The sequence below is a fragment of the Oceanobacillus limi genome (genome assembly GCF_900111445.1).
In the GTDB taxonomy this organism is placed as follows: domain Bacteria; phylum Bacillota; class Bacilli; order Bacillales; family Amphibacillaceae; genus Ornithinibacillus; species Ornithinibacillus limi.
On the sequence record NZ_FOHE01000003.1, the window covers coordinates 225,109 to 245,133 of the forward strand.

Annotated in this window: 17 protein-coding genes; 15 read left to right on the plus strand and 2 right to left on the minus strand. The window is 38.6% G+C overall.

All coding sequences use genetic code 11. The annotated features are described in order from the left end of the window. Nucleotides 1-8 precede the first annotated feature (8 nt). The 3 genes from BMX40_RS05260 (at nt 9) to flgK (ending at nt 5,151) form a co-directional block, all read left to right on the plus strand. Nucleotides 9-1,349: a dihydrolipoamide acetyltransferase family protein gene (locus tag BMX40_RS05260; RefSeq protein WP_090867563.1), complete on the plus strand. Its 1,341-nt coding sequence runs from the start codon at nt 9-11 to the stop codon at nt 1,347-1,349. 12 nt (nt 1,350-1,361) lie between these two features. Further along, complete coding sequence (gene lpdA, locus BMX40_RS05265; RefSeq protein WP_090867565.1) at nt 1,362-2,738, plus strand: dihydrolipoyl dehydrogenase; 1,377 nt, start codon at nt 1,362-1,364, stop codon at nt 2,736-2,738. A gap of 292 nt (nt 2,739-3,030) precedes the next feature. Continuing rightward, nucleotides 3,031-5,151: a flagellar hook-associated protein FlgK gene (gene flgK, locus BMX40_RS05270; RefSeq protein ID WP_090867567.1), complete on the plus strand. Its 2,121-nt coding sequence runs from the start codon at nt 3,031-3,033 to the stop codon at nt 5,149-5,151. Between the two features lie 47 nt (nt 5,152-5,198). On the opposite strand, the gene BMX40_RS05275 is transcribed toward flgK, so the two are convergent. Next, nucleotides 5,199-6,335 carry a glycerate kinase gene (locus tag BMX40_RS05275; protein WP_090867569.1) on the minus strand — a complete coding sequence of 379 codons (1,137 nt, stop codon included), beginning with the start codon at nt 6,333-6,335 and terminating at the stop codon, nt 5,199-5,201. Nucleotides 6,336-6,501: 166 nt separating this feature from the next. Between BMX40_RS05275 and BMX40_RS05280 the strand changes: the two genes are divergently transcribed. The 9 genes from BMX40_RS05280 (at nt 6,502) to BMX40_RS20895 (ending at nt 15,398) form a co-directional block, all read left to right on the plus strand. Then, nucleotides 6,502-8,043: a methyl-accepting chemotaxis protein gene (locus BMX40_RS05280; protein WP_090867571.1), complete on the plus strand. Its 1,542-nt coding sequence runs from the start codon at nt 6,502-6,504 to the stop codon at nt 8,041-8,043. Between the two features lie 533 nt (nt 8,044-8,576). Beyond that, on the plus strand, nt 8,577-8,900 hold the full coding sequence (locus BMX40_RS05285) for a hypothetical protein (protein ID WP_090867573.1): 324 nt from the start codon (nt 8,577-8,579) through the stop codon (nt 8,898-8,900). Nucleotides 8,901-9,521: 621 nt separating this feature from the next. Next, nucleotides 9,522-10,610 (plus strand): phosphate/phosphite/phosphonate ABC transporter substrate-binding protein, encoded by a 1,089-nt coding sequence (locus BMX40_RS05290; protein ID WP_090867574.1) that lies wholly within the window; start codon nt 9,522-9,524, stop codon nt 10,608-10,610. Between the two features lie 244 nt (nt 10,611-10,854). Beyond that, on the plus strand, nt 10,855-11,634 hold the full coding sequence (phnC, locus tag BMX40_RS05295) for a phosphonate ABC transporter ATP-binding protein (protein ID WP_090867576.1): 780 nt from the start codon (nt 10,855-10,857) through the stop codon (nt 11,632-11,634). Beyond that, nucleotides 11,627-12,442 carry a phosphonate ABC transporter, permease protein PhnE gene (gene phnE / locus BMX40_RS05300; RefSeq protein ID WP_090867580.1) on the plus strand — a complete coding sequence of 272 codons (816 nt, stop codon included), beginning with the start codon at nt 11,627-11,629 and terminating at the stop codon, nt 12,440-12,442. The genes phnC and phnE (BMX40_RS05300) overlap by 8 nt, the downstream gene beginning before the upstream one ends. Before the next feature lie 16 nt (nt 12,443-12,458). Continuing rightward, nucleotides 12,459-13,265 carry a phosphonate ABC transporter, permease protein PhnE gene (gene phnE, locus BMX40_RS05305; protein WP_090867582.1) on the plus strand — a complete coding sequence of 269 codons (807 nt, stop codon included), beginning with the start codon at nt 12,459-12,461 and terminating at the stop codon, nt 13,263-13,265. Nucleotides 13,266-13,415: 150 nt separating this feature from the next. Then, the gene (gene guaC / locus BMX40_RS05310) at nt 13,416-14,396 is read left to right on the plus strand and encodes a GMP reductase (RefSeq protein ID WP_090867584.1); all 981 of its coding nucleotides are present in this window, start codon (nt 13,416-13,418) and stop codon (nt 14,394-14,396) included. 538 nt (nt 14,397-14,934) lie between these two features. Further along, nucleotides 14,935-15,150, plus strand: a complete 216-nt coding sequence (locus BMX40_RS19930; RefSeq protein ID WP_139177913.1) for a GNAT family protein — start codon at nt 14,935-14,937, stop codon at nt 15,148-15,150. Nucleotides 15,151-15,164: 14 nt separating this feature from the next. Beyond that, on the plus strand, nt 15,165-15,398 hold the full coding sequence (locus tag BMX40_RS20895) for a GNAT family N-acetyltransferase (protein WP_425287844.1): 234 nt from the start codon (nt 15,165-15,167) through the stop codon (nt 15,396-15,398). A gap of 25 nt (nt 15,399-15,423) precedes the next feature. Here BMX40_RS20895 and BMX40_RS05320 read toward each other — a convergent pair whose 3' ends face one another. Beyond that, entirely contained in the window at nt 15,424-15,780 is a 357-nt protein-coding gene (locus tag BMX40_RS05320; RefSeq protein ID WP_090867588.1) for a DUF3899 domain-containing protein, read from the minus strand. Nucleotides 15,781-16,283: 503 nt separating this feature from the next. Here BMX40_RS05320 and BMX40_RS05325 point away from each other — a divergent pair. From BMX40_RS05325 to opp3C, 3 genes are all read left to right on the plus strand, one after another. Then, nucleotides 16,284-17,963 (plus strand): peptide ABC transporter substrate-binding protein, encoded by a 1,680-nt coding sequence (locus BMX40_RS05325; RefSeq protein WP_244513364.1) that lies wholly within the window; start codon nt 16,284-16,286, stop codon nt 17,961-17,963. A gap of 119 nt (nt 17,964-18,082) precedes the next feature. After that, complete coding sequence (locus BMX40_RS05330; RefSeq protein WP_090867591.1) at nt 18,083-19,024, plus strand: ABC transporter permease; 942 nt, start codon at nt 18,083-18,085, stop codon at nt 19,022-19,024. Then, on the plus strand, nt 19,011-20,021 hold the full coding sequence (opp3C, locus tag BMX40_RS05335) for an oligopeptide ABC transporter permease (RefSeq protein WP_090867592.1): 1,011 nt from the start codon (nt 19,011-19,013) through the stop codon (nt 20,019-20,021). The genes BMX40_RS05330 and opp3C overlap by 14 nt, the downstream gene beginning before the upstream one ends. Nucleotides 20,022-20,025: the final 4 nt, after the last annotated feature.

Here is a 20,025-nt window from a genome sequence, read left to right on the forward strand (position 1 = left end):
GATTTTGAATGGCAAAAGAAGTTTTTATGCCCAAACTAAGTAGTACAATGGCTGTTGGGACGTTACTTCAATGGTTTAAGGAAGAGGGAGAAACTGTTGAAGTAGGTGAACCACTATTTGAGATCATGACAGACAAAATAAATATTGAGGTAGAGTCCTATGAAGAAGGAGTTTTACTTAAGCGATATTATGAAGTAGACGAGGAAATCCCGGTAAATGCTGTCATTGGTTATGTTGGTGAAGCTGGAGAGGAAGTACCTGAAAAAGCTCCTGCTGTGGATGCAGAGGCAAATGCTGATGAGGAAGTTGAAACAGAAGTTGTAGAAACCCAATCTACCCAAAAAGATGGAGCTAGCGCCCAGACAGAAGATGGAAAAGTTCGGGCAACACCGGCAGCTCGTCGTGTGGCTAGAGAAAATGAGTTTGACTTGGCTTCTGTTGTAGGAACCGGTCCTAAGGGTAGAATTCACGAGCAGGATGTGGTTGAAGCTGTAGGGGCCAATAAAGTATTTGCTACACCATTAGCAGAAAAAATTGCAAACGAAAATGGTGTTGACTTACGTGAGGTTACTGGAACAGGTTCTCGAGGGAAAATTGAAAAAGCAGATGTTCTAGCATATATGAATGGATCATCCTCTAGTAAAAAAGCTGAGGAATTAGAAGGCGAACGTGTGAAACTGAAAGGTCTTCGTAAAGCAGTTGCAGATAAAATGGTGGAAAGCACACGTTCTATTCCGCACGTTACCTTAACAAGTGAAGTAGATATGACGAAGGTAATAGAGTTGCGTAAAGCGCTATTGCCAGTTGTGGAAGCACAAACTGGTTATCGTCTATCTTTTACCGAGGTTATTATGAAAACAGTTGCCCATACGTTAGGAAACCATCCAAAGGTAAACGCTTCGCTTGTCGGTGATGAAATTATTATGAATAAGGATGTCAACATTGGTCTAGCGGTTGCTGTTGAGAATGGGTTGATTGTACCTTCTGTCAAACAGGCAAATAAAAAGGGATTAGCTGCGTTAACGGAAGTAAGCAAGACATTGGGAGCAAAAGCAAGAGAGAATAAATTGACTCCTGATGAAATGAGTGGAAGTACATTTACAATTAGTAATCTTGGAATGTATGCAATCGATGGATTTACACCGATTATCAATCCACCGGAAACTGCCATACTCGGGGTGGGCAGAATTGTGGAGAAACCGGTAGTCGTTGATGGCTCCGTAGAAGTCCGACCAATGATGGTGCTTAGCCTATCCTTTGACCATCGTGCAATTGACGGGGCACCAGCAGCAGCATTTCTAACCGAATTAAAAGAGTCCTTAGAAGATCCATATAGCCTGTTAGTTTAGGGGGTAAACGGTATGAAAAATTTTGACGTGGCTATTATTGGTGGTGGTCCTGGTGGTTATGTTGCAGCCATACGTGCTGCCAAATCGGGACTTTCCGTTGCATTAGTGGAAGGCCGAGATTTAGGTGGAACTTGTTTGAATCGGGGCTGTATTCCATCCAAAACATTATTAAAGCATGCAGAGGTACTGAATCAAATTAACGAAGCAAAAAATTACGGAATTACCGTTAATGATGTTTCCTTTTCCATCGAAGAAATGGTTAACCGGAAAAACAAGGTAATTAATCAATTACGTGGCGGAATCCAAGGCTTATTGAGACAAAATAAAATTACCTTTTATCAAGGATTTGGAACGGTGGAAGATGATAAATCTATCACCGTTGAAACCGATAAAGGGCGGGCACAATTGCAAGCTGAACATATTATTTTAGCCAATGGTTCACAGCCGTTTGTTCCAGGAATACCTGGGTTGGATGAAATTGACTATTTCACGAGTGACACGATTTTCGATATCGAAGAAGTGCCAAACCATCTTGTCATTATGGGTGGGGGAGTCATCGGCTTAGAAATAGCCTGTGTGTTTAATAGTTTAGGTACTACTGTAGAAATTGTGGAAATGGCTGATCGCATCCTAGTTAGTGAAGACCCTGAAGCATCTGAGTTTTTAACGAAAGAACTGGTTCGTAAAGGGATAAAAATTCACACAGAAGCTAAAGTTACTGGTTTTTCGAAGCAAGATCAGACACTTGTGGAAATGGAGAAAAACGGTGAGAAGCTCACACTTCAGACGGATTATGTTTTAGTTTCTGTTGGTCGTGTTCCAAATCATACAGGGATCGAGGAGCTCTCTGTAACATTTGATGGGAAATTTGTGCAGGTTGATAAGAATATGAAAACTTCAATTGATGGCATTTATGCGATTGGTGATTTAATTGGTGGATATCAATTGGCGCATGCTGCAAGTGAAGAAGGGATTCAGGCTGTTAGTCATATACTTGGAAGTCCAACTAAGAAAGAGCTTGCAATGCCACGCTGTGTATACACATTCCCAGAGATTGCTAGTGTTGGAATGACGGAGGAAGAAGCGAAGAAAGCAGGCTATTCTGTAAAAGCGAAAAAGGTAGATTTAGCAGCTAATGGAAAGGCAATCGCTTCGGGTGAAAATAGTGGATTCATGAAAATCATTGTCGATGAAAAATATGGGGAAATACTTGGCGTTGTCATGGTCGGTGCCCATGTAACGGAAATGATAAGCCAAGCAACCTCATTCATCCATCTAGAAGGTACTGTAGAAGAAATGGAGTCCATGATATTTCCACACCCAACCGTCTCCGAAGCACTATTCGAAAGTGCAGCAGCATGGCTGGAAAAAGGAATACACTATAGCTAAATGGGACAGGGGGACAGGAACCCCGTCCCGTTTTAGTTAGGAACTCATATGATTGAGTAGAAAAGAAAAGCTATCATTCGTGGAGTGTTACTCTGTATCGTTTAAGGTATATAAAAGGGAACACCACTAGAGCCAGTGGGACAATGAACCTGTCCCTCTGTCCCTTCCTTGGGACAGCAAACCTGTCCCCCTGTCCCGCTTTCCAAATGTCTTGCTATTCTTCTAGGATTGTAAGAAAATAGGTTTATATATTTTACATAGTTTGAGTGGGTTATAGAAATGAGATGGTTTAATGGGGTTTAATGGGATAGAAGTAGCAAAAAACGCCATACTAACGCAGCGTTCTGCAATAACAACTACAGGGCATAATATTTCTAATGTTAATACTGAAGGTTATAGTAGGCAACGAGTTAATTTGGCTGAAACAACACCAATGCCAGTAGAATCGAGAAATAAGATTAAGCTACCTGGACAACTAGGTACTGGAGTAGAAGCGGGAACGGTTCAACGAATTAGAGATCAGTTTTTTGATTTTCAGTACCGAAATGAAAATAGTAAAATAGGTTACTATGAAACAAAAGCCGATTCCTTACAACGAATCGAAAATGTGATGACCGAACCTAGTAGACAAGGATTATCGGAGACAATGAATAAATTTTGGCAATCCTTACAGGACTTATCTGTTGATCCTAGTCATAGTGGGACCCGTGCGGTAGTTCGAGAGCGTGGTATTGCCGTGGCAGATACCTTTAATTATTTATCAGAAACTTTACAATCAATGCAACAAGAGAAGAAAACAGAAATGGATGCTAAAGTAAATGAAGTGAATGACATCGCAAATAAAATAAATCAGTTAAATCGTGAAATTAGTGATTTAGAAAACAATGGTTATTTGCCAAATGATTTATACGATACACGGGACCAATTAGTTGATCAACTTTCTGAGATTGTTAATGTAAAGGTCACGACAATTAAAAGTGGACAGGGGTCAATGGCTATTGCTGATGGTGTCTATTCAATTGAAATTGTTGATGATGATGGATATTCTTTGTTTGGTGGGGATAAATTGGTAAATGGCTCCTCTTTTTCGACAAATGAACTTCAGTTAAATGAAGATGGGAAGAATGGTTCGGTTCATTCCATTTCGTTAGGTTCTTCGACAATTGATGCGCATCAATTTCAATCGAAAGGCGAGTTACAAGCATTAATTGAATCGTATGGATACGAAAATGAAAATGGAGATGTTGCTGGGATTTTTCCGAATATGTTAGCCAAATTAGATAACATGGCTTATATTTTTGCGGCGGAGTTCAATAAAGTGCACAAAGATGGAAATAGTTTACATGAAATAGACAATGGACCAGAAGAAATTCTCTTTTTCTCCGATGCTATTAACGATAGGGTAGCTAGTTACCCGAAGGATACTACGGATATTGTTTTTGTCGTAGATAATAGTGGAACGATGAGCCCGAAATTAGAATCGGTTGCAGAGAAGTTAGGTGATTTTGCGGATGCAATTAAAGGTGGCACTGAACGGGAAATTCAATTCGGTTTAGTGAAGTATGTAGAGGATAACAAGGCGGTTAATTTTGAAGGTGGAGATCGGTGGACCACTGATGTATCCAAAATACAAGAGGCAATTCAAAAGACTGATCTTGACGGTTCTCAGGAAGACTTACTGGGTGCGATTAATAATGTTCTACCTCTCTATGGAGACCAAGAGACGTTTAAACATATTGTTTTTATTACGGATGAAGGGGATTTCGGTAATCTAGCAGCGCATGATGTAATCGATCAATTTACTAATCGAGGAATTCAAATTCATGGAATATATCCTCCTAATACTTATAATGTTGAGGATTTAACAAATATAACGGATCAGAGTGGTGGGGTGAGTCTTGATATCGAAGAGGACGACTGGCCGGATGATTTAGTTAATGTATTAGGAACTTCGATAAAGGATTATATTGAAACTGCTGGAAACGGAGAAAAGTTCTTTAAAGAAGGCTTTGCGAGTAGGATAAGTGTTTCTCAGGATATTCTAAATGATATCGATAAAATTGCTGCGGCAAACGGGGATTCTGTGGGGGATGGAAGTAATGCGAATGAACTAGCAGATGTTGGGACTACGGCTTTCTCCTATGATGCTAGTAATGAATTAGCGGATTTTCGTAGTTATTATGAATCTGTAATAGGGAGCTTAGGTGTAGAGTCAAAAGAAGCGCAACGTTTGGAGCGAAATGCAGATACGATACGCCAATCGGTTAATGAGCGAAGACAATCTATCAGCTCCGTTTCCTTGGATGAGGAAATGGCTCGAATGATTGAGTTTCAACATGCTTATAATGCTGCGGCAAGAAATATGACAGTGATGGATGAAGTGCTCGACCGAATTATAAACCAATTAGGGTAGTGTTTCGAATGCTGTCATTGATTAATTTTACTAGAAAAGCCAAGCAACTAACTTAGTTGCTTGGCTTCACTTATGCGATGAACCAGATGTACTACTTGTTTGGTTTGCTGATACAGTAAATCTTCTGCTTGGTCCATGCATGATTCTAAAGATAAAGGTCGATTGGTGATGGAATAGCATCCACTAAATTTTTGTAGTAAAGGATCTATATCTCTAGATAATGCTCCTGAAAGTAGGATAACTGGTATACCATGGGCATTTGCTAGGTCTGCGATGTATCCTGGTGCTTTCCCATATAGTGTTTGTTCATCACTTTGGCCCTCTCCTGTAATGACGAGATCAGCATGTCTAATCGTTTGTTCCATGGCAGAGGCTTCCCCTACAAGTTCGGCGCCTGATACAAGATTTGCTCCAAGTGTTAAGAAGGCAAATCCTAATCCTCCAGCTGCACCTGCACCTGAAACAAAGCTATTTTTGTTATCTGGATCTATTAAACTTGCAAAGTTCTTCATCGCAGTGTCATAGGACATTATCTGTTCTTCCTTGGCTCCTTTTTGTGGACCATACACTGCACTAGCCCCTTTTTCTCCGTATAGAGGATTATCGACATCACAAGCAACCTGTATTTGTATATCATTTAACCGTGGCTCTAAGTTTTCTACATTTATGCGATCGATGTTTGCTAGGTCACGTCCAAAAATTCCAATTGGATTTTCGTTCTTATCAAATGCTTCCATGCCAAGTGCTAATAGCATACCGAGACCGGCATCATTTGTTGCACTCCCTCCAAGTCCAATAATGATATTTTTACAACCGCGATTAAGTGCATCTAAGATGACCTCGCCTAAACCATAGGTGGTGGTGGCATCTGGGTTTCGTTTGGTGGCTGGTACTTGGGGGAGGCCAGCAACATTAGCTACCTCAATAATTGCCGTTTGATCCTCTAAAATACCATAATAAGTGTTGATTTTTTCACCTAATGGACCGGTGCATGTAATTGGGATGCCAGTTCCTTCCGAAGCAGTTAATAACGCATCTACGGTTCCTTCCCCACCATCTGCCATTGGTTTGGTAACGACCGTATCTTCATATCCAAGATCAAGGATTGCTTTCTTCATCGTTTGTGATGCTTCTGTAGATGTTAAACTTCCTTTAAATGAATCAGGTGCGACAACAATTTTCATGATAATCCCCCTTAAAAAATAATTACGTGATCAAACTCGGTGCCTGGCACCTACAGAATTTTGTAGTGGAAATATATTATTTCAATTTGATAGATTTAAGTCGATAATTGAATATAGGGGTAGTATATCAATTTTTTGTACAATTAAAAACAAAGGGGTTTTAATAATGAAGAAAGAGAGAAATAAACTGATGCATCTGATGGCGGGTGCCGTGGTCTTATTGATGGTTATTATTACGATTTTAGGAAGAGGGTTTCATTTATTCGATTTCTCCCATGGAAATGGAAGTATGGTGACTACCTCTGAAATCGAGGCACAATATGGAGTAGCACTACATACATTGTTTATTTTACCAATCATACTAATCGCAATAAGTTTGATTTTATATCGTAAGAACAAAACGCACCGTCTTATCCCATATCTTTTGACATTAGTACTAACGTTTGGAAGTATTGCCATTATTGCCGGTGGTAGTGGTAGAGTGGAGTTTCATTTTAGTATTTTCATGGTGGTTGCAGCTTTAGGATACTATCAAGAAATCAAATTGATTTTGTTAATGACTGTTATTTTTGCGGTGCAACATCTACTAGGTCTTTTATTTTTTCCAGAAATTGTGTTTGGTGTGGAAAATTATATGTTTTCGATGTTTTTGTGGCATGCAATTTTCCTAGTCCTTACATCAACTGCAGTAAGCTGGCAAGTACATAATGGCAAAAAAATTGAAGCTTTCTATCAGGAGAAACAAAAAGAACAACGAAAAAACATAATTGAGGATATTGTTGGTCGTTTATCAACAACTTCTGGTCAGATATCAACTGTATCTGAAACATTAACCACTAATACAAAAGGGTCCTATGATGCTAGTGGACAATTAGCGGCTTCTATGAAACAAGTATCATCTAGTATTGAGCATCAATTGGATTTAATTGAGGATAACATGGACGCTATTTCTCAAATAAATGAAGGAATTAAAAGTATTAATGATACGGCACAAACGGTTGCAATGAATTCAACTTCGTCTGCAGAAGATGCTCAACATGGAAGCAAATTAATCGAGCGTTTATTAATGCAAATGAAAGAGATTAATAAAAATGTAGATGAGTCTTATACGAAGGTTAAAGAACTTCTCCAACGCTCCCAATCCATTGAAAATATTGTGGAAGTCATTTCCGATATTTCCGAGCAAACAAATCTACTAGCTTTGAACGCGTCCATCGAAGCTGCCAGAGCAGGTGAATCTGGAAAAGGCTTTGCAGTAGTTGCAGAAGAAGTTCGAAAGTTAGCGGAACAATCGCAGGAAGCTACGAAAAATATTTCAGAGATTATCCAACAAATTTTATCCGAGACGGATCAATCTGTTCAGTATATGGAACATGTTAACGGTTCTACAAGCGAAGGTTTGAGCGTTGCAGAAAAATCAAATCAAGTATTTCAACAAATTACCAAATCATCGAATAACGTTGCTTCCCAAGTGCAAGGAGTTTCTTCTTTAACGAAAGAATTGGCTCAGTCTTCAGAGAGGATGAATACATCCATGGAACAGATTACGGAATCTGCGAAACAATCTGTTTCTGGGACAAAAGAAGGAATGCATGCTACGGATCGCCAGCATGAGTTAACCGAAACAACCGTCGAGGTGTCCAATAAATTAAATAACCTAACCACAGAATTAGAAGATATCATTCGAACACTAAAGAACGAAGGATAAATGTCGAATTTTGTCGGTGCCAGGCACCTGTCGAATTTCGACAGGTGCCTGGCACCGATGCCGACATTGAACTACACTAGGTAGTATTATTTTTACAATTTATTTATTCATGCTTAATGTGGTGTTAATAAACGGGGATTATAATGTAGATAGATGTTCAGTAGTTGGAGGAAAATAGTATGGGGAGGAATTATATGAATAACTGTAATCCTATAAAGGTCAAATCGTTTCGTAAAGGATTTATGTATGTACTAGTTTTTCCGTTATTATTATTCGTCGTTTACAAGAAAGTCAGGCGAAATGAGGAGTATGTACGTATTTGAACCATCGATCCCATGAAAACCAATGAACAAAACAAAAATCTTAATAATGTGTACCCCCCTTTTTATATAAAACGAACATCAATTATTAGTTGTTAGACTATTGATTGGTGTTCATTTTTTTACAGTAAAATTACAGTAAGTTTATAAAGAGTTGAAGGTTATATGGAATACTTGTAAGTAAATGATATTCATATTCTAGGAGGCGATTAATTGGAAAGAAATAAGTCTTTTGCCGGGATAGGAATGAGCTATTTGATTGCTACGAGGTTAATGCAAAAGGAAGTGATGTCTGTTGTCAATCAACCTATCACCGGGATAGGAGCACAAGAATTAAATCGATCAAATTCAATTTTTATTATAGGGTGGATAGGGTTATACCATCCCTTTAAAAATAATTACTTTTCCAATTTGGATTACGCTTCTGGTAATCAAAAATTTCGTGTCAGATTTCTTAGATCAGCACAGACTAGTTTAAGAATTTTTTCAGTGAAAAAAATGTTAAAGAAGCCGCCACCAAGGAAAAACCATGCGTAAATTCGTAAACGGAGGTGTACCATGCGCTTTTTGGTTAAGGTTTGTGTCTGTTTGATTGTAGCCGTGCTGTATTTCGTTTGATAAATTTAAAGGCAAAATTATCAATACGAAAAGGGTGAATGGAATGATGAAATTTTTATATGATCAGGATAATCACCTATTTCACATGGTTAATCAAAATTTTGAACAGTGTGTTTTACAAAGGCTTTTTCAAAAGGCAACGCATGCAAAAGGGGCTAGGTATACCAATTCTTCTGACTAACTCATTCTACTCAAATCAATGGGACAGCAAAGATTGTTGCGCTCGCAAGTGAAATCTCTTTAACAGTTAGTCATATCCCAATCAGACTACTCAAGAGAATATATCCACGCACCAGACCATATCTCATCCTTTCTGATTGTCACGTTACAGATCATCGTTTACAGCTGAATGGAAATGCTCTACAGGGGATGGCATAGGATAAGATGTGCAAATTATTTTATAACGTGGAGTAGTTCACCTTTAAAGGGATGAGCTGACTCTTTTTTTATTTACCAATGTTTTACATGAAATTTAAAGTAGATTAATAGTTGTTGGTTATGATAGTTGTGTTTCATAAATTACAGAGGGGAGAATCGGATATGAAAAATAAAATGTTATTCATGGTAATGGCTGTGCTAATGATTGTTTTTATTATTGGGTGTTCGAATGACCAAGAAAGTTCAGGAAATAATTCAGTTGATACCAGCAAAACAGAAGCAACTGGTGAGAATGATTCTGGAGAAGGAAATATCGAAATTGATGAACTTTCGATTGGATTCGTACCTTCAAGAGATCCAGATGAGATCATTACAGCTACTGAACCATTAAAGAATTTGTTAACGGAGGAATTAGCATCTTTAGGCTACGATGTAGGAAATATTGATATAACAGTTGGAACGAACTATGAGGCTGTAGGAGAAGCTCTTTCAGCTGGTACAACAGATGTGGGTCTGATTCCAGGTGGTACATATGTTTTATATGATGACGGAGCAGAGGTTGCTTTAACTGCAACTCGTGCCGGATTAAGTAATGATTCTGATGCAGCGAAAGATTGGAACGAAAATAAACCAACCGAGCCTAGGGACGATCAAGTAACGTATTACCGTGCATTATTAATTGCAGGACCATCTGAAAAAGGACAAGCATTGGCAGATAAAGTGAACAATGGTGAAGAATTGACCTTTGATGAATTAAATGAAGCGTCCTGGTCTGTTATGTCATCTTCATCACCAGCAGGCTATATCTATCCAGCATTATGGCTTCAAGAAAATTATAATAAGACGATCACAGATCTAGATCAGGTTGTTCAAGCCGATTCCTATGGTAGTGCTTTCGCTCGTTTAGCTGCAGGGCAAACCGATATTTTAGTAACGTATGCAGATGCTAGAAGAGATAATGAACAAAGCTGGACAGATGATTTTGGTCGTGATGCGTCTATTTGGGATGAAACCAATGTAATTGGAGTAACCCCGGGAATCTATAATGATACGGTAAGTGTGAGCAAGAACTCAGATATTATGGATGATGATTTGAAATCTGCAATACAGGAAGCATTTATTAATATAGGAGAAAGCGAAGAAGGCAAAGAAGTTATTAGTATTTATAGTCATGAAGGATACCAAAAGGCTCAGGATTCTGACTATGATCATGAACGAGAAGCACAAAAAATTGTTCAAAGCTTAAATTAGGGGTATTTTACCCCACATGCAACGGGTAGTAAGAAATCAACACAGAAATTCAAGGAAACGGTTGTAAAAACTATCCGTTGATTTAACTTTAAGTATGGGTTACAGGCCCCCTTCACGGATTTAGTTAGCAGTAACCATTAAAAACTGCTATGAATAAGGACATCAATCCTGGTGTTCTTATTTTCATTCCATCGTGCTAAAAGAGCGAAGCAAGTTCAATTCCTTAGATTGGAGATTTCTTTTGATGATTGAATTTATCGATGTCCACAAAACCTATACAAACGAAGTAAAGGCACTGCATGCAATTAATCTAAAGATAGAACAGGGAGAGTTTGTTGCGATTATTGGGCTGTCAGGTGCCGGCAAATCCACCTTATTACGTTGTATCAATCGCATGCATGATATAACAAAGGGGAAATTAATCGTTAACAATATTGATGTAGCAACATTAAAAGGAAAGGAGATTCGTCGCTTTCGTAGGAAAATTGGGATGATTTTTCAATCCTTTAATTTAGTTACGAGAACTACAGTATTAAAGAACGTACTTGTTTCCTTTGTTCCAGATGCTCCGTTATGGAGGAAATGGACTGGTGTTTTTTCGAAACAGCATAAATTCCAAGCTCTAACAGCGCTCGATAAGGTGGGTATTTTAGATAAAGCATACGTCCGGGTTGATCAGCTTTCTGGTGGACAGCAGCAACGTGTTTCTCTAGCTCGAACCTTAGCACAGCACCCTGATATTATTTTGGCGGATGAACCAATTGCATCATTAGATCCAGTTACTTCAAAACAAGTAATGGACGATCTTAAGGACATTAATCAAAATATGGAAATGACCATCCTCATGAATATCCATCATGTAGAGGTTGCGTTGGAGTATGCAGACCGAATTATAGGTGTACGAAAAGGCGAGATTGTTTATGACGGGAAGGCAGCGGATGTTACGCAGGACATTTTAGACGATATTTATGGTGGAAAACGTGAAGATATGGAGACCATAGAACAGGAGGAAGCATATGTATGATAAAATTTTTCGACCAAAAAAAATGGTCCTTCCGAATGGGAAAATTGTCTTAGAAAAACGTTCCAAAACACCACTCATCCTATTAGTACTAATTATTTCGATTTACTATTCCATTCAATTAACGAACTTTGAAATTTCCATAATTAAGGACCGTTGGAATGAATTTTTTGTTATTGTTTGGGAAATGTTGCCACCGAACTGGCAATATACATCGAAACTATGGGAAGCGTTATTGGATACGATTAAAATGTCCTTACTTGGTTCCGGTATAGGGGCATTAGCTGCCATTCCCGTAGCGATGCTTGCCTCAGTAAATATCATGACAAATAAAGTGATAGCAATTGCGAGTAAGGTACTTCTTAGTCTGTTGCGGACCTTACCTACTCTCGTTTCTGCATTAATTGCTACATTTATATTTGGATTAGGTACAACGGCTGGAACGGTGGCGATTTTTCTTTTTACATTAGCGTATGTGGGAAAATTATTATATGAACAAATTGAAAATGTTGATATGGATGCATTTGAGGCGATGGAAGCAATCGGAATGACAAGAATACAAGCGTTTCGTTATGCGGTTATCCCACAAATTCTCCCAAATTATTTATCTACTTCACTCTTTTGTTTTGAAGGAAATGTTCGATATGCAGCCATTCTAGGCTATGTTGGTGCAGGTGGAATCGGGCTAATATTGAACGAGAACCTTGGATGGCGAGATTATTCAAGTGTAGGAATGATTCTACTCTTACTAGTTGTTACGGTATTCCTTATTGAAACCGTTAGCGAACATTTTCGAAAAAAATTAATGTAAAGGGAGTTTGCTAGTCATGATGACATTGGAGAAACAGCTACATAATGCACCAAAAAACAACCGTTATCTATTAATGGTTACTGTAATTATCTTACTATTGTTTACCTGGTCCATTACAGCCTTAAACTTTAATAACATAGAGCAAAGTGGAATGGTTATCGCTTCAAATCTTGTAAAGGGTTTGTTAAACCCAGATTTGGATCTTTTATTTGATTTCACTTCTAGTGGCATTATGTATTTATTAATGGAAACAATTGCTATCGCTTTTTTAGGAACGATTATTGGATCTATTTTAGCCATTCCACTTGCTTTTCTCTCTGCTAGTTCCATTGTACCATCTCTGGTTGCCTATATTATAAGATTGTTACTGATTGTGGTTCGTACCGTTCCAGCATTGGTATATGGGCTGATGCTGATTCGGGTAACGGGTCCTGGTCCATTTGCCGGAGTACTTACGATCGCCTTCGTATCGATTGGGATGCTATCTAAATTGTTTGTTGATGCTATTGAGGATTTAGATACTGATGTGCTGGAGTCAATGGCTTCATTGGGGTGTTCTACAATGGAGAAAATTCGATACGGTATCATTCCTCAGTTATTTTCAATGTTTCTATCTATAATGATTTATCGCTTTGACATGAATTTACGTGAAGCTTCTGTTCTAGGGTTAGTTGGAGCTGGAGGAATTGGTGCCCCATTGATTTTTGCCATGAATGGATATCGGTGGACAGAAGTTGGATCAATATTAATTGGCTTAGTACTCCTAATACTTATTGTTGAATTGTTCTCGAATCGACTACGCTCAAAATTAGTTCGAGGATAGTAAAACAATACGGTGCCAGGCACCTGTCGAATTTCGACAGGTGCCTGGCACCAAATATCTTTTGACATCTTCGTTAAAATGAGGTACATTACTAAAGGCGAATGATTTTCATAAAATATAAATAAACATTCGTATTTAGGGGTGTAAATCATGGAAAACATATTTGATTACGAAGATATTCAATTAATTCCACGAAAGTGTGTGGTAGACAGTAGATCAGAATGTGATACAACGGTAACGCTCGGAGAAAACACGTTTAAGCTACCGGTTGTCCCTGCTAATATGCAGACAATTATCGACGAGAACATTGCGCGTTATTTAGCGGAGAATGGTTACTTTTATATTATGCACCGATTTGAAGCAGAAAATCGTATTTCTTTTATTGAGGACATGAAAGCGCGTTCGTTGATTGCTTCGATTAGTGTCGGTGTTAAAGCAGAAGAATATGAATTCGTAGAACGATTAAAGGAAAAACAACTAATACCAGATTATATTACAATAGATATTGCACATGGCCATTCCAATGCAGTAATAGACATGATCCAGCATATTAAGAAGCATTTACCACAAACCTTCGTTATTGCGGGTAATGTGGGAACTCCTGAAGCAGTGAAAGATTTGGAGCAAGCAGGTGCTGATGCAACAAAAGTTGGAATCGGTCCAGGGAAAGTATGTATTACAAAAATCAAAACAGGTTTTGGTACGGGTGGCTGGCAGTTAGCAGCAGTTAAAGCTTGTGCTGAAGTGGCAACAAAACCAATTATTGCCGATGGTGGTATCCGTACACATGGGGATATTGCAAAATCCATTCGCTTTGGTGCAACAATGGTTATGATTGGTTCCCTTTTTGCAGGGCATGAAGAGTCACCTGGCGAATTAGTTGAAAAGGATGGGGTTCGCTACAAGGAATATTTCGGGTCCGCATCTGAATTCCAAAAAGGGGAGAAGAAAAACGTAGAGGGTAAGAAAATGATTGTAGAATATAAAGGAATATTGCAGGATACGTTGACAGAAATGGAACAGGACCTGCAGTCTTCTATTTCGTATGCTGGTGGAACCTCCTTAGCAGCAATTCGTGAAGTGGATTATGTTATTGTACGAAATTCGATTTTTAATGGGGATCGAATGTAAGCGACTGGTCGACAGTGAAAGCTACTTAATCAATGGAGATTTTCTCCTGATTCAAGTAGTTTTTTTATAAATTAAGTAAAGTTAAAAATTTGGAGACTTATTTCGTTCATTACAGGAAAAGCCAGCTCCAGCGCCAAGCGTAACTTCCTTGGCCACCCGCTGTTGAAGTGGTTCTTATTTTGCGAAGGGTAACTTAGATTAAAATGTTTGGACATTAACGCACCTGTGGGAAAGCGAAGACGCTGAGACCCCACAGTGAGCGGTCTTTGCGAATGCGGAGTCTCAGCGCGATTGCTAACGGACTGGCTCTGCCAAAGGTTTAGTCGCACTTATACCCTTGTGGTGAAAGGTAACATCAGTTCCATGTATTTTAAGGTAGGTAGACTAAAACCAGCCTTTACAGACTACGTCGACCTCCCCTTTTAGCAGGGAGATGTTTTCCTGTATCTCCTGCAGTTTCGTCCAGTTATACGAGTTTTAACGGGCGCATGCACTTTCGTTTTTATGATAAGGTATACAAAAAAAGGTGGTGGCTGTCATGCAAATTAGAATGTATCAAAAACAGGATACGACAGCGATAATGGAGCTGTTTCAAGAAACAATCCGTACAGTTAATCGCAAAGATTATTCTGCAATACAAGTAGCGAAATGGGCTGCTGGAGCCGATGGGCAGGAGGAGAGCTGGCACAAACGCTTAACCGAAAGTACAACTTATGTAGTAGAGGAAGGTTTATCGTTGGATTTGGAAATCTAAACGATCAAGGGGAGATTGACTTACTTTTTACACATAAAAATTTTCAGGGCAAAGGTATTGCGACGAAACTATTACAAAGCCTTGAAAGAACAGCTAGAACAAAAGGGATGACACCCATTACTACGGAGGCTAGTATTACAGCCAAACCATTTTTTTTAGCAAAAGGGTTTGACGTAGTTAGAAAGCAAAACAAATGCTACCAAGGAATAGAATTTGTGAATTTTGTGATGGCAAAAACATTGGTATAGTCATCAGCTGGTGCTGGTATTTCTATTAGAGAAACAGTGAAACAACAGTAGACACGACAAGTAAACTACCCCCAGAAATAAATAGTGGGATCCGAATTGGTAATGTAATAGAAGGAATAGTTAGGTTTGGATCTCTATTTTCTACTTGATTAACTACCTCTTCTCTTTTATTTACTTTTTTAAAAAAGTAATGAAAACTTTTAATAATTCCGTTGAAGAAACCTACCTGAATAATATGCATTACAGCACCAGTTATGGTGAGAAAAAGGGAGCATAAAAATAATGTATTGATCCAATTCCAGAATGTAAACGAATAAAGACCTGTTATGATTAAAGAAGAAATAATTGTGATTACTAGTATTCGCATCGTTGTACGTAACATCGGGCTGCCTCCAACTTCAACAAACCTTAATGTAATTTATTATAGTGGCAATTTTTCTATTAATCTAGTCATTTCTTTAAAAATGTGTTAATATAGTATTTAATTAAATTTTTCTATTAATTTCGAATATCGTAAAAATAGCTAATTTTGCCCCTCGTTTTTTATGGGTATGAAGATCCTTGCCTTGGAAAGTTCAACTAAATAAATAGATTTGGGCGAAGGATGAACTCCCTAAAAATATTGATTCGCTTATCAACATAATCTGTTGGTATGAATAAGCCTCACGGATGAAGATTCACTTATAGGAGTTATGCAATGATGAGGAATATAAGAATGTTTTCCCATCATTTCAAATACAACTACACATACTCGCAGTCGTAAATGTGGGGACTGTTTGGGTACAGGAGGGGATAATTTTTAAATTTTACGTTTATTCATAAATAGTAGTCATTAAAATGTTTGAATATTCAACTAAATACGATGTATAACAAGGGGGAAATTTTGTGAAGAAATTTATCTTTTTTCTATTCGTGGCTGCTTTTATGATTTTTGCAGCTGGATGTGGTTTTGACAATGGTTCCGAAGATGCAACATCTGATAATGAGGACACAACATCGGAAAATGATACCAATAATGAAAATTCGGAATCAGAAGGGGATACAAGTGGAGAGAAAGTAATCAACCTAACGCAAACAGCAGATATTCCAACGTTAGATTCCGCGCATGCTCATGATGGGATTGCGTTTACTGTACTGAACAATGTAAATGAAGGACTGTATCGTGGCAATGAAAATCATAATCCGGAGTTAGCAATGGCTGAGGATCATCAAATTAGCGAGGATGGAACCGTTCACACGTTTACGCTTCGTGATGCACAGTGGAGTAATGGAGATCCAGTAACAGCACATGACTTCGAATATTCATGGAAGCGCATTTTTGAAGTGGTTGGTCATTACAATGTCATGTTTGAAACAGCAGGAATCGAGAATGCTTCTGCTATCATTGATGGTGAAAAATCACCAGATGAACTAGGGGTAGTGGCAGAAGATGATAAGACATTAGTTGTCACGCTTGAGGGACCAAATGCTTTATTTACTCAACTACTAACCTTCCCAGTCTTCTTACCACAAAATCAAGCATTTGTTGAAGAAATGGGAGACGGTTATGGAGTAGAAGCCGAAAATATTTTATTTAATGGACCATTTGTTTTAGATTCTTGGCAGCATGACCAAGGGTGGACGTATAAAAAGAATCCTAACTATTGGGATGCTGACGCTGTAAATGTCGATGAAATAAACGTGAATGTCGTAAAAGAAACATCCACAGGAGTTAACTTATGGGAAACAGAAGCGGTAGATCGAATTTTATTATCCTCTGCATATGTTGATGAATTTCAAAGTGATGAAAGCTTTAACACAGAGGTAAGACCATCGATTGTATTTATGCGTTTCAACCATAACCTAGAACAATTCCAAAACGCCAATATCCGCCAAGCAATTGATATGGCAATTGATAAAAAAGGGTTAACAGATACGATTTTAAATAATGGTTCTGTGCCGCTTTATTCATTAGTACCTTATGAATTCTCTTATTCTCCAGATGAAGAGAAGGACTTCCGAGAATTAAATGGAGAATTTAATCAGGGATCCGTAGAAGAAGCACAAGAGCTATGGGAGGAAGGTCTTTCGGAAATTGGTAGTGACGGATTTGAGGTTGCGCTAACGGTAGCTGATGATGAGAATCATGTGAAAAGTGCAGAATACCTAAAAAATCAGCTTGAGACCAATTTACCGGGATTAACTCTAGAAATTAAAACCGTACCATTTGAGGCACGCCTTGAGCAAGAAAAAGCAGTTGAATATGATATGGTTGTTTCCACTTGGGGTCCAGACTATAGTGATCCAATGACTTATATTGACATGTGGGTGACAGATGGACCAGCAAACCGTATGGATTACTCTGATGAAACATTCGATCAATTAGTAGCTGATGCTAAAGTAGAAACCGATGCAGCAACTCGCTATCAATTAATGTTAGATGCAGAGAAACAATTACTTGATGAAATGCATATTGCTCCATTATATCAACGTGCTGATTCATTACTTACACGTACAAACATCAAAGGTTTAGTTCGTCATCCTGCTGCACCAGAATATGAGTATAAATGGATAGATGTAGAATAATTTGATGTGATTAAGGGGATGCGTGTGGTTGCATCCCCTTTTTGATTTATTCCGCACGTGAATCAAAACTCCACATTGGTAGTAGAGCAGCAAAAATAAGCATATTGTGAGGTGAGCGTATGGTCAAATTTGTAATCCAACGTCTAGGTTACATGGTAGTAACGTTATTAATTATTATTACGATTACGTTCTTTTTGATGCAGTTATTACCTGGTACTCCATTTAGCAATCCTGAAAAATTAAGTGATCGACAGCTTGAAGTGATGAATGCGAAATATGGCCTGGACAAGCCTTTGGCAATCCAATACTTTACATATTTAGGAAACCTAATTCAGGGCGACCTTGGTGTTTCGTTTCAGTCTCAAGGACGAACCGTTAATGCAATGATTGGGGAGCGCATTGGTCCGTCAGCCTTAATAGGTGGGCAAGGTGTTGTCATTGGTCTTATTTTAGGACTGATATTAGGAGTTATTTCTGCCTTAAAGCATAATACGATTTTCGATTATGGCGCAGTATTTATAGCGGTTCTTGGTATGTCTATTCCGTCCTTCGTATTTGCAGCACTCATGCAGTATTACATCGGGGTGCAATGGGGATTACTTCCAGCTGCATTATGGAAGGATTATAGTTATTCGATCATGCCGTCCTTGGCATTATCGGTACTCGTCATTGCAACTGTCGCCCGATTTATTCGGTCCGAAATGCTAGAAGTTCTAGGACAGGACTATGTGAATACGGCAAGAGCGAAGGGAATCAAAGAGGTCACCGTTATTCTTCGCCACGTACTCCGCAATGCGTTGATTCCGGTAGTTACAGTTTTAGGGCCATTAGCAGTAAGTATCATGACAGGAACACTCGTTATTGAAAAAATCTTTGCTGTTCCTGGGTTAGGGGAACAGTTTACACTGTCTATTCTCGTAAATGACTATAGTGTCATCTTGGGGATTACATTGTTTTATAGTGCCTTATTTATATTTGTGATATTTATTGTAGATATATTATACGGAATTTTAGACCCACGAATTAGCATCGGAGGAGGGAAGAAAGATGGCACATCATAAACCTGAAATTACCGATGATCTATTTGTACACGAACCTCTCGAGGAAGGAAAAGCAGAAGAATTAGCTGGAACTCCCTCTAATTTTTGGGTAGAAGCCGCAAAGCGGTTACTGAAAAATAAAGGTGCAATAATGGGGCTTATTACCATTATTATAATAGCAATTTTAGCTCTGGTTGGGCCGCTCATGAACCAATACGATTATCAAGATCAAGATCTAATTCGTTCTAACTTACCTCCACTGGTTACAGGTATGGAATGGATGGGCTTTAACGGAGAGGATTCCCACGGTACGAATGTGTACGCTGAAAGAGAAGTTACCGATGCTCCAGCTTGGTTTGGTACGGATGAATTTGGCCGTGATTTATGGACAAGGGTTTGGAAAGGAACGCAAATTTCCTTGTTTATCGCGCTAACAGCAGCATTTTTGGACCTCGTGATCGGTGTTATTTATGGTGGTGTTTCTGCTTTTTACGGTGGGCGAGTAGATAATGTCATGCAGCGGATTGTGGAGATACTAGTCGGGATACCGAATTTAATCCTTATTATCTTGTTTATTTTAATTTTGGATCCAGGAATCACGTCAATTATTTTAGCAATGGTCATTACCGGCTGGGTAAATATGTCGCGGATTGTTCGAGGACAGGTTTTGCAATTGAAAGGTCAGGAGTTTGTTCTTGCGTCCCGTGCTTTAGGTGCATCCAATAAGCGTTTGATGTGGAAGCATCTCATCCCAAATGTCATGGGACCAATTATTGTTACGTTAATGTTTACCATTCCAACAGCAATTTTCTTTGAAGCATTTCTAAGCTTCATTGGACTTGGGTTGCAGCCACCTCTTGCGTCATTAGGTACGTTGATTGAGGATGGTTATCAAGAAATGAGATTTTTCTCATACAAGCTTATCTTCCCAGCCATTATTATTAGTGCGATTATGATAAGTTTTAACGTTTTAGGGGACGGCCTTCGAGATGCATTAGATCCTAAAATGAGAAAATAACAGA

Coding starts and splice junctions, on each gene's coding strand:
- phnE (WP_090867582.1), top strand. CDS start 12,459: ATGATGACATTGGAGAAACAGCTACATAATGCACCAAAAAACAACCGT.
- opp3C (WP_090867592.1), top strand. CDS start 19,011: ATGGCACATCATAAACCTGAAATTACCGATGATCTATTTGTACACGAA.
- BMX40_RS05275 (WP_090867569.1), bottom strand. CDS start 6,335: ATGAAAATTGTTGTCGCACCTGATTCATTTAAAGGAAGTTTAACATCT.
- BMX40_RS19930 (WP_139177913.1), top strand. CDS start 14,935: ATGCAAATTAGAATGTATCAAAAACAGGATACGACAGCGATAATGGAG.
- BMX40_RS05330 (WP_090867591.1), top strand. CDS start 18,083: ATGGTCAAATTTGTAATCCAACGTCTAGGTTACATGGTAGTAACGTTA.
- BMX40_RS05320 (WP_090867588.1), bottom strand. CDS start 15,780: ATGTTACGTACAACGATGCGAATACTAGTAATCACAATTATTTCTTCT.
- BMX40_RS05280 (WP_090867571.1), top strand. CDS start 6,502: ATGAAGAAAGAGAGAAATAAACTGATGCATCTGATGGCGGGTGCCGTG.
- lpdA (WP_090867565.1), top strand. CDS start 1,362: ATGAAAAATTTTGACGTGGCTATTATTGGTGGTGGTCCTGGTGGTTAT.
- BMX40_RS05290 (WP_090867574.1), top strand. CDS start 9,522: ATGAAAAATAAAATGTTATTCATGGTAATGGCTGTGCTAATGATTGTT.
- BMX40_RS05260 (WP_090867563.1), top strand. CDS start 9: ATGGCAAAAGAAGTTTTTATGCCCAAACTAAGTAGTACAATGGCTGTT.
- phnE (WP_090867580.1), top strand. CDS start 11,627: ATGTATGATAAAATTTTTCGACCAAAAAAAATGGTCCTTCCGAATGGG.
- guaC (WP_090867584.1), top strand. CDS start 13,416: ATGGAAAACATATTTGATTACGAAGATATTCAATTAATTCCACGAAAG.
- flgK (WP_090867567.1), top strand. CDS start 3,031: ATGGGGTTTAATGGGATAGAAGTAGCAAAAAACGCCATACTAACGCAG.
- phnC (WP_090867576.1), top strand. CDS start 10,855: ATGATTGAATTTATCGATGTCCACAAAACCTATACAAACGAAGTAAAG.